7 protein-coding genes are annotated in these 9228 nt (G+C 68.4%); 2 read left to right on the top strand and 5 right to left on the bottom strand.

Annotated elements, in window-relative coordinates; genetic code table 11:
- Together ACZ518_RS32305 and ACZ518_RS32300 are read left to right on the top strand one after the other, a co-directional pair.
- A partial coding sequence (locus tag ACZ518_RS32305; protein ID WP_469116571.1) for a WD40 repeat domain-containing protein occupies positions 1–2021 on the top strand: 2021 nt, incomplete at its 5' end.
- Positions 2022–2237: 216 nt separating this feature from the next.
- Positions 2238–3179 carry an SPDY domain-containing protein gene (locus tag ACZ518_RS32300; RefSeq protein ID WP_469116570.1) on the top strand — a complete coding sequence of 314 codons (942 nt, stop codon included), beginning with the start codon at positions 2238–2240 and terminating at the stop codon, positions 3177–3179.
- A gap of 1003 nt (positions 3180–4182) precedes the next feature.
- Here ACZ518_RS32300 and ACZ518_RS32295 read toward each other — a convergent pair.
- From ACZ518_RS32295 to ACZ518_RS32275, 5 genes are read right to left on the bottom strand one after another with little or no spacing between them, the layout of a single operon-like run.
- Complete coding sequence (locus tag ACZ518_RS32295) at positions 4183–4896, bottom strand: type I-E CRISPR-associated protein Cas6/Cse3/CasE (protein ID WP_469116569.1); 714 nt, start codon at positions 4894–4896, stop codon at positions 4183–4185.
- The gene (gene cas5e, locus ACZ518_RS32290; protein ID WP_469116568.1) at positions 4893–5732 is read right to left on the bottom strand and encodes a type I-E CRISPR-associated protein Cas5/CasD; all 840 of its coding nucleotides are present in this window, start codon (positions 5730–5732) and stop codon (positions 4893–4895) included. Before cas5e ends, ACZ518_RS32295 begins: the two co-directional genes overlap by 4 nt.
- On the bottom strand, positions 5729–7126 hold the full coding sequence (locus tag ACZ518_RS32285) for a type I-E CRISPR-associated protein Cas7/Cse4/CasC (RefSeq protein ID WP_469116567.1): 1398 nt from the start codon (positions 7124–7126) through the stop codon (positions 5729–5731). The genes cas5e and ACZ518_RS32285 overlap by 4 nt, the downstream gene beginning before the upstream one ends.
- Positions 7123–7719 (bottom strand): type I-E CRISPR-associated protein Cse2/CasB, encoded by a 597-nt coding sequence (gene casB, locus ACZ518_RS32280; protein ID WP_469116566.1) that lies wholly within the window; start codon positions 7717–7719, stop codon positions 7123–7125. Before casB ends, ACZ518_RS32285 begins: the two co-directional genes overlap by 4 nt.
- Entirely contained in the window at positions 7716–9221 is a 1506-nt protein-coding gene (locus tag ACZ518_RS32275; RefSeq protein ID WP_469116565.1) for a type I-E CRISPR-associated protein Cse1/CasA, read from the bottom strand. The genes casB and ACZ518_RS32275 overlap by 4 nt, the downstream gene beginning before the upstream one ends.
- Between the last annotated feature and the right edge of the window lie 7 nt (positions 9222–9228).

Below are 9228 nucleotides of genomic sequence, written 5' to 3'. Positions count from 1 at the left end.
CTTCTACACGGACTCCCGCCCACGACCAGCACGAGTACCCCGCGGACCGGTCACACCAGCCCTTTGACCTGCTACTTCAAGTTGGCGAAGGCTCACTGCACACCCTCACAAGCCACACCGACACTACGAAGGGCGTCACCACAGCAACCCTGCCCGACGGCACCCCCGTCGCCATCACCACCAACCACAGCGGCACCGCGACCGTCTGGGACCTGACCACCGGCACCCAACTGCACGAGCTCACCGGCCACACCAGTCTGGCGACCCCCATTGCCACCGCAACTCGGCCCGACCGCACACCCATTGCCATCACCACCAGCGCCGAGGGCACCGCGACCGTCTGGGACTTGGCCACAGGCACCCAACTGCACGAGCTCACCGGCCACACCGGCCCAGTAGTCGCCGTGGCCACTGCTGCGCTACCCGAAGGCACTCCTCTGGCCATCACCACCAGTGACGACTACACGGCGATCGTGTGGAACCTGACCACAGGCACACAACTGCACGAGCTCAGCATGCCTACACGCTGGGTGAAAACCGTTGCCACCGCGGCTCAGCCCGACGGCACCCCCATCGCCATCACGACCAGCTACGACGGCACCCCGACCGTCTGGGACCTGGCCACCGGCGCCAAACTGCACGGGCTCACCGGCCACATCAGTCTAGCGACCCCCATTGCCACCGCAGCTCGGCCTGACCGGACCCTCATCGCCATCACTACCCGCGCTGATCACACCGTGGTCATGTGGGATCTGGCCACCGGATCCCGACTGGACATCCTCTCCGGCCACAACGGCCCGGTAAACGCTGTCGCCACTGCTGCGCTGCCCGACGGCACTCCTCTGGCCATCACCACCAGCGACGATCACACCGCGATCGTGTGGAACCTGACCGCCAGCACTGCGCTGCGCACCCTCACCGGCCATAACGGCTTGGTGCAAACCGTGGCCACCGCGACTCGTCCCGAAGGCGCCCACCTCGCGATCACCGCCAGTCACGACCGCACTGCGATTGTGCGGGACCTGGCCACCGGAATCCAACTAGACACCCTCCCCAACCCCAGCAGCCTGAACGCCCTCGCCACCACAGCCCGAGCTGACGGCACCCCCCTCGTCATCACCACTGGTGTCCGCCACACCGTGATCGTGTGGGATCTGACCGCCGGCACCCAGCTACACGAGCTCACCGGCCACAGCGGCCCAGTAAACGCCGTCGCCACTGCTGCGCTGCCCGACAGCACTCCTCTGGCCATCACCACCAGCGCCGACCACACGGCGATCGTGTGGAACCTGACCACAGGCACCCAACTGCACGAGCTCACCGGCCACACCGGCCCAGTAAACGCCGTCGCCACCGCTGCGCTGCCCGACAGCACTCCTGTGGCTATCACCGCCAGCACCGACCGGACCGCGATTGTGTGGGACCTGGCCAGGGGCACCCAACTGCACTCCCTCGACTGCCATTCCAGCATGGTGTTCACAGTCGCCACTGCTGCGCTGCCCGACGGCACTCCTGTGGCCGTCACCACCAGCGCCGACCACACGGCGATCGTGTGGAACCTGACCACAGGCACCCAACTGCACGAGCTCACCGGCCACACCGGCCCAGTAAACGCCGTCGCCACTGCCGCGCTGCCCGACAGCACTCCTCTGGCCATCACCACCAGCGCCGACCACACGGCGATCGTGTGGAACCTGACCACAGGCACCCAACTGCACGAGCTCACCGGCCACACCGGCCCAGTAAACGCCGTCGCCACCGCGACTCGGCCCGACGGGACCCCCGTCGCCATCACCACCAGCCACGACCTAACAATCACTGCCTGGAACCTCATCACTGGCCAGCTTGTGTGGTGCTCCCAATTGCCTTATCAGGGGAGGCGAATCGCGTGTACCAACGTGGGCTTCCTGGTTGCCTACGCGCAGGAAATCGCGTACTTCGCCTGGAACCCGAAGGTCTACACAGACGTCCGAGTTACACGGCATCAGCAGGGGAAGCCGCACCAAGGCTGTGGGCTATAAGTTGCTAAACGCGTGGGCAGCGGGAGGGGTGTGCGGCCGCCACGTAGCCGACCGCGGTGGAGACCGAGAGTCCGAACAGGTCCACCAGGGCACACCGGGTCCTCGCTCCCTCGCGCCACGTCCAAGATTCGAGCTTCCTTCGTGAGCCGACGTCTCGTGAGACACCCGGATCGTAGGGAACACCTCCACGCCCACGACGGATGGACCACCGTCGCTGTGGGCACCTACACCGACGGCCACAGCGTCCACGTCCACGGCGAGTACCACCTACGGCAGTTCGCCCTCGTGTACGACGACGAAGCCGAAGCCGTCGCCGAGTTCCACCGCCTCCACTCCGTCGCCGTACGCCCAGGACCCGCACCCGCCACCGACACCGAACGCGCCGCAGCCGCAGCCCACACCCCACTCGCCCGGCACCGCGCTCCCGTCGACCACGACAGCCAGGCCACGGTGCACGAGACCCCTCCTGCTGCCGGGGTTCACACAGCCGACCGGCGCGTCGGCGAGGCGCTACTGGAATCCTTCTTCGAGAACAACCCCGACTGGTGGAAAGTGAGGACCTGGTCGGACGAGACCACCGTCGCCTGCCACGAATCCCTGACCATGCGCGTCGAGTTCGACCACGAGGCCCGACACCGAAGGGACGTCGCCTGGACGGTCGCCGTCTACGACTCCCCGGTCGGCGCACGCCTCTGGCACGCAACCGCCAGCCCCACCACACCCTCCGCGCTCGTCCAGGTCCTGCTGGAGAGCCTCACATCAAACGAGCCATGGTGGGGCGTGCCGCCCACCGGCGGTGCCCCGCGGCCAGTCGATGCCGCCCACACCCTGCTGGAGGCCGGATGGACCCAGACCGGCCATGACCGGTACGCGGCCTGGCGGGCCCCCGACGGCAGCTCCAGCCTGCACCTCGATTCCTACGCTGCGGAGAACCCAACCAGCGTGTTGCCCACCTGGACGGTCATCGGCGGCACCGACCGCAACCGCCCGAACTGGGCCATCGCACTCTCCTCTGCAGTGCCCCCCGACATCCTCGCCCACCTCACCGACCACCTCACCACCCATACGCCCCCGGCGCCACCCCAACCGGGCACACGTCCGCTGCCCACGGCCCCCATGCCTGCGACGACCACACCTATGCGTCCCCGGCGTCACTGAAAGATTCGACCGCGGGTTGTATCCCCACATGTATGGGGCGGACGTCGGCAGCCATCGCCCCTGGGTTCTCGTAGGACTTGTCCCCACGTGGGCGGGGCCCCGGTCAGATATCCGAGGATCGGCCCTTCGTCGGGGCAATCCCCACGCAGGCGGGGATACCTTCCTGGACACCATCAACGAATACGGGACCCATGGGCTATCCCCACGTGGGCGGGGCTGATGCTGAAGTCATTCGGCGTCGTCCCGACCCAGGGCTCATCCCCACGTGCGTGGGGAGCAGCTCCCGTCCTGGCGATGCCCATGAGCAATCCACGGATCACCCCCGCGTGTGCGGGGAGCAACACTCAAAGTTGGTGCAGTCGCGCCATTACTCTGGTTCATCCCCACCTAGGCGGGGCACGGCCTACATCGCTCACCGTGGCAGCGGCATGGAGGGGCTATCCCCACGTAGGCGGACGGGTACTAGGCGTGCGCGGTGACGAGGACAGCCGGCACGGGACTATCCCCACGTGGGCGGGGGCACCGTGACGGGCGCGGTGTGCTAGTTCACGATGGAAGTATCCCCACGTGAATGGGGTGTCTCGACGGATGTTCGCGCTGGGCATCGACCAGGGTAGGTCCCCACTTAGGCGGGGATCCTGATCGTTCCCGGGTACCTTGGAGTGCCCGAAGGGATTATCCCCACGTAGGTGGGGTTACGCGTGGTGACGAGAGTGGGCAGGTCCAGCATCGAGTCATCCCCGCATGGGCGAGGCGCTGTGCAAGGATTCTCTGTTCGATTTGTGCGTATGGTTCATCCCCACGTAGGCGGGGTGCTCCCAGTCTGGCATGGCCGTTGTTTCGACCACGGAGCGATCCCCACGTGAGCTGGGGCTCAAGTCCTCCCAGGTGGCATGTCGTCCATGTCGGGCTCGTATCCACGCGGGTGGGCGGTGTTGCTGCGGTGATGCTACAGGGGGGCGAGGGGCTGGCACGGGGGCAGGACATCTACCCCCCGGCAGGGTTAGGCAGGGCGGGCGAGCAGCAGGCCGACGGAGTAGGCGCGGCTGCGGCCGATGCCGTGGGTGAGGGCGTCGGTGAAGGCGCGGGGGTCCGTGACTGTGACGGTGCCCTTGAATTCGGCGCGGGCGATCCGCAGGTTCTTGTGGTGGTTGGAGACGGCCGGGGGCAGCATCCGGACGCCGAGGGTGGTGAGGTCCGTGGTGATGCCGATGCGGCGGAGGCCGTTCGGGCCAGTTGCGTCCTGTCCGGGCTGTTGGAGGCGGTCGGTGAGCCACGCGCGGGCGCCATCGGCGGTGTTTGCGGAGCGTCGGCGGAAGTTGCGGGGTACGGAGCCGTCGGAGACCCCTATGGCCTGGGCGGAGTTCGGACAGATCACGGTGCGCAGGTTGAAGTGGGCGCCGGTCCGGATGGTCTGTTGGACGTTGATGGTCTTGGGGCGGGCGGTGAGGGCGCGCTGAGGGATCCCTGTCCAGTCGGCGGCTACGCGAGCTTGGACGACGATGACGAGGGCGTTGGCGCGGAGGTCGACGGACCAGGTGGACAGGACGCCCATCTGCGAGCGGGCTTCGGTGTCGCCGTCGGCGACCCAGCCGCGGAAGCCGCTCATGACGATGCGGTGCATCTGCTGGGCGTCGGTGAGGGCCCGGGCGGCGAAGGGGTGTGTGGCGTCGAGCTGGAGGACGTGGTGGGTGGTGACGAACTCGGTGGTGGTCACGGGATGAGGTCCCATTCGATGCGGGCGGTTGGGTTGATGCGGGTGCGGGTTTCCCAGCGGGGTGCGTGGGAGCGGCGGTCGGGGTGGAAGGAGATCGGCTGGTCGTAGGTCTTGTGGCCGCCGAGGGTGTGGGGCGGGGTGTCGATCCAGGCCCAGGGGCGGGGGTGGGTGTGGTTGGGGAGGAGGGCGGCTGCGGTGAGGGTGTCCTCGACGGTGCCGGGGTGGGTGCCGGCAGCGATGGTGCCGGTTGGTGGGCAGGACTTCCGGCCGAGCCACAGGAGGCGCTTGGGGTGGTCGAGTGCGTGGGTGATGCTGTCGATGAGGTCGTGGTCGTCGTGCTGAACAGCGGCGACGAACGCGGCGTCGGCGAGGTACCAGCGGGTGGTGATCATGCCGTTTCGGCCGAGTGGGTTGCCCGAGATGAGAGTGCCGGTCTGTGGGTCGGGGGCGATTTCCTTGGGTGCCCCGTACCAGGCGGGCACGCTGTTCCCGGTGAGGTAGCCGAACGCGGGACCGGTCTCGGCCTCCATCGCGGCCTGTGCGGCTTCTGCGCGCTTGGGGTCGGTAATGAGGTCGCGGGGGCTCAGCGGGTAGGGGCCGGCGCCGACGATGTGGTAGTCGCGGACCGGGACGCCGGGCCGGTCCGCGCGAACGCCGTAGCGGAGTTCCGCGAGGGGGCCGAGGGGTTCGGTGCGGTCGTGGCCGAGGGCTGCGGCAATCATGCCGATGACGGCGGACTTGGTGGGCCTTTCGGTGGTGTCGCGGCGATCGAAGTGGGCCGCGGACCCGTAGGCCTGGAGGGGACCGGCAAGCCGGAGCAGGACGGTGGCGGTCACTGGCCGGTCAGCTCTTCCAGGGAGTCGGCTTCGGTGCCGGGCAGGGTGCCGCCGGCCACGCGGCTGTCAATGAGCTGCTGTACGTCGAGGTCGAGGGTGAAGATCTTGGCCTCGGAGATGCCGCCGCGCTTGCGCAGGACGAGGGTGTGCTGGTCGAGGAGGCGGGCGGCGGCGGTGACGGACGGCTCGGGGTCCGTGTCGTCGATGGCCCGTTCGAACACGCCGGCGTAGTTGAAGGGGCGGTCGCCGTCGAAGGCCAGGACCAGCTTGGGCAGGGTGCCTGCGGAGGCGGTGCTGTTCCTCTTCGCGCGGGGGACGGCTTCGACGAACGCTTCGATGAACTCGGTTTCGGCCTCGTTCGCACGCTGGGCGACGAGGTCGGGGGTCATGCCCGCGGCGAGGAGGTTGGCGCGGAGCTTGTACCGGTCGAGGGCGGAGTGCCGGTAGAAGGTGCCGGTGATCAGGGACTGGTAGCCGGTCATACCGGCGCCGGAGTCGTCTCCGGTGTCGAGGAAGTCCATCGCGTGGGCCTGGGCACGGGGGTTGGTTTTCCGGTCGAGCTTGGCATCGTCGGCGGAGGCATAGAAGTCGTCGATGTGCTGGGCGGCGTGGACGGTGAAGGAATGTCCGGTCTGGATCGCTCCGTCGACGTTCGGTGAATCGGCGATCTCGGCGAGGAACCGTCCGTACATGGCGATATCGGTGGCGTCGCGGGGGGCGAGCGCGGTCAGCACGCCGGCGCGCAGTTTGGGCGGCAGGACGGGCAGCTTGCTGTCCTTCTCCTCCGCCTCGTCGCTGGCCGGGGGGGCTTCAGCGGTGCCGTTCTTCTTCGCCTTCCGTGCGGCTGCCGCAGCGGCCTTCTTCTTCTCGGCGGCAGCGTCGGCGGCAGCCTTCTCCGCGGCCCAGCCGTCGACCCACGCGGTGACCTCGGCCGCGTTATCGACGATGAACTGGGCGAGTACGTGGTCGGTGTTCTGCGGGGCGTAGACGAGGACTTTGGTCAGGTCGGCGGTGTTCGGCTTGTCGCCGAGCTTGAGGCCGACGCCGGACAGCAGGGCCTTCGCCGTGACGAGCGCCTTCTCCAACTCCCAGCCGTGGACCTTGGCGAGAACGCCGGTGGTGAGCTTGGCCCATTCGCGGGTTCGCAGGCCCATGGTGTGCTTGCTCATGTGCCCGGTGCTGGCGTTGGCCCGGTCTCGGGTCCAGGTACGGCGGGCCCGGTTCTGGGCCTGGGAGGTGATCATCGTGCGGGTGTCGCCGCCGTAAACGATCTCCTTTGGCATGCCGTTCTCATCGCGGACGGGGAGGGCGGCGACGAACGTCTCCAGGAGGTGCAGGCTCAGGTACTGGGGGCCGGTCATCAGGTCAGCAGCGGCCAGGGTCGTGGTGGTCACTTCGAGGTCCTGTTCTTCTGGAGGTGGGCGGGCACGTAGAAGCTGCGGCCCCAGGCACGGACGGTGGGGCGGCCCCGTTCTGTCCACTGGGTGAGGTCGTCGGCGAGCTGCGACCAGGACGGCGGGATGGTCCGGCAGGAGCGTGCCCGGCCGATACCGTGCATCAGATGCCGCCAGGGAATGCGGCCCGAGTTGCTGATCTGGGCGAAGAGGCGGCGTGCTCCGGGGTCTTCCCGGCCCTTGGTGCGGCCACTGCCGATACGCCGCATCGCTTCCCCGAAATCGCCGTAGCCAGGCGACGGGATTGAGGACCCGGCGTGGAACTTGGCGAAGAGGAACGCGACGAACACGTAGATCTCTTCGAGGTCCTCGGCCGGGGCGTAGCCGGCAGAGAGGTGGTGAGCTTCTGTCAGCTTGTCGGGGCGGTAGCGGCGCAGGTCGGCGAGCATGCCGTACTGACGAGAGGCCACGAGGCCGCAGAGCCAGCCGGTGAGCTGCTGGGCTGACGTCGCCGCGGTGGCCGACGCGGTCGGCTGCGGGGCGGGCACGAGGTCAGGCTCTTCGAGGGTGAACAGCTGGAGGGCTTCACTCACGACGCGTCCTTGAGGTACACGGGGGCCTTGGGCTGGGTCAGGTAGTCGATGAGACGGGCGCGGGCCTGAGACTGCGCTTCCAGCCCGTTACCCGCCGTCGGCAAGGTGGCGAGCCGCGCGTCCAGAGCGTCAACCGCGACCTGGCGGAGGTCGGCGCCGAACTCGGCGAGGGCTTCGACAGCTGTGGTGCCGTCGGCGACGTCGTCCATCAGAGTGTGAAACAGGGCGGCGGCCGCGCCCCACATCTCCGTCGCCCCGTTGAACCGAGCGACCTGGCCGGGCTTGTCTGCCGGCTTGGGGTTCGGGTAGACGTATAGCTGCGCGGTGGCCGCGGCGGCGTAGAGGCCCTTTGCAGCGTGCTCACAGATCGCCGAGCCCTGCTCGGCGGCGTGCCGCAGTTCGATCTCGCGCCCGGGCACGTAGGGGTACTCGTCGGCGACCCAGGACACGAGCTTGCCCTGTGTCGCCAGGAGGCCGACCGCGAGCAGGTGAATGCGGCGTCCGTGGAGGAGCGCGATCCGCCCGTACAGGTCGCTGCCCTTCTCCCGCTCGGCGACGGCCGCGTACAGGGCGTGGGACTCCCGCCACAGGTCCCGCGTCAGGGAAGGTTTCAGGAGTCCCTTGTCGACGGTGACTGCGTCCTGCAGAAACACCGCTGGCAGGTCACCGATGGTCTCTCCCGCGCCGACCAGGACCCGGTCGACCCCCGGAGCGCCGTCGGGCAGGGGTGCCGGGCGTAAGGCGATCGACCGGCCGAGGACCGTGTGGAGGTCAGCCTGTCCGGTGGGAGTACGGGGCTGATCGGCGCCCTTGCGGGTGAAGTCCCGACGCACTGGCCCGGCCGGCTGCTGCCAGGTGAGGTTGAGGTGGCCGGAATCCTGGCCGCTCGGGGTGAGGTTGACGCGCAGCAGATCCCCGAACGTGGCTCCCTCCCAGGCCGGGCGGGCGACAACCCGGACTCGGCTGACCAGTCGGCCCGACGACAGGTTCCCGAACGGGGCGGGGAAGTCCATCTCCGTCGTCTTGATCTTCGCCTTCATGCCGATCGCGTACACGTGCTGGGTGAGCATCGCCCGCCACGCGGCCGCAGCAGGCAGCACGGTCGGGCTGTGCAGGTGTTCGCGCGAGAAGAACTGGTTGTAGTCGCCGGCGTGCTCCAGCACCAGCTGCGCCGGGCCGACGCCGAACCGGTCCAGGTGCGGGTGCAGGGCCGGGTTCTGCCCGAGCGGGGCGACCGGGTCGAACAGGTCCCATACCCCGTCATGGTCTTCAAGCCAGTCAGCCACCTCGTCTAACGGCTCCTGGGTCTCCACCCAGGTCTGCCACTCGGTGGCGTTCTCCGGATAGAAGTCCGCCGCGTACGCCAGCCCAAGGAGCCAGTCCGTGATCGCGACGGTCTCACCGGGCGTCTGCCCGTACACCGCCGCAAGCTGGTCGGCCTGACGGAACACCTCGATCAGGTTCAGCTCGACAGGCGACCCGTCGAGTGTCAGTGCCGGCACGCATGGT

Source organism: Streptomyces sp. NPDC033966, from assembly GCF_055575955.1.
Note: the sequence above shows the minus strand (reverse complement) of the source record. Positions and strands in the feature narration are given on the sequence as shown.